Source organism: Bacteroides sp. 2_2_4 (genome assembly GCF_000157055.1).
Taxonomy (GTDB): domain Bacteria; phylum Bacteroidota; class Bacteroidia; order Bacteroidales; family Bacteroidaceae; genus Bacteroides; species Bacteroides ovatus.
This window is the reverse complement of record NZ_EQ973403.1, coordinates 1-927: the sequence shown is the minus strand read 5'-3', so window position 1 is coordinate 927 and position 927 is coordinate 1. Positions and strand designations below refer to the sequence as shown.

At 54.4% G+C, this 927-nt stretch carries 1 protein-coding gene; it reads right to left on the bottom strand.

Features of this window, described 5'->3' with window-relative positions:
* Positions 1 to 626: 626 nt before the first annotated feature.
* Positions 627 to 927, bottom strand: a 301-nt coding sequence (locus BSCG_RS30220) for a hypothetical protein (protein ID WP_083793697.1), incomplete at its 5' end; no start/stop codon positions are given.

The window sequence follows — 927 nt, the reverse complement described above, 5'->3', positions numbered from 1 at the left end:
CTGTCCGCAGGGTGCAAACAGTCAGCCGGGCACGCCGCAAGGCGAAGTCCGCAGGAACAGGAAACCCGCAAGATGTCGGAAACCCTGCAGGGAACCGGGATAGGCAGGGGTAACTAAGGGGTGGTGGTCGGGGTGGCGTTTACATTCCGCAGGGCGCAGTCCGCAAGGGTGAACATTAAACGGAGTAACTTTATGCTCGTTCCTGAAACAACAGAAAAGCCCGCAAACAGCAGGAATATTTGGAAGATGCTGTTATGTTGAATTAAAGCACAAAATCCGGAACGGTTTTGTGACTAATTAAACATAATTGCTCTTCCGGATTTCCTGCGCAAAAGCTGCACTCCATCAGAAAAACCGGAAGAACACGGCGCAAGCAGCATCACGTCAGCATGGCGGCGGAAGCTTGCGCCGCCTCCTATCCAAACAGACAAACCCGCTCAATCATAAAACACGGGAACCTCGCACCGCATGGCTGCACTCCTGACTAACAGCCCGTTCCTATAGTCAGACGAAAAGAGGTAGCGGATTCTCGCTTTAGTCCCGGCGTTAGTGCCGGGCGGAGCGAAACCGCACCGGGCATCGCAGCTATCACCCGTGCCGCAAGGGCTTACATTCCGCTAAGGATATCATCCGAAAGGGTCCCCATCGCATAGGGTGCTGCTTCCTTTGCTGTATTCGGCAAGTGAGGGAGCGGCAACCGGAGCCGTATATAAGACGGGAGTAACTTCTGCTATCGTCCGCAAGGGTGTCCACCGCATAGGCTGTCGCCTGTGGTCCGGCTGTGCCGGGGTGTGGGCGGGAGCCGGAGCTGAATGCATCAGGCGGTAGTAACTTCTGTAATCACCCACTTGGCAAGCCTCGACTATTATACACCGGAGTAACTTTAAAGAAACTTTCCCCAAGAATCTCCCATAGAAACACTGCCGT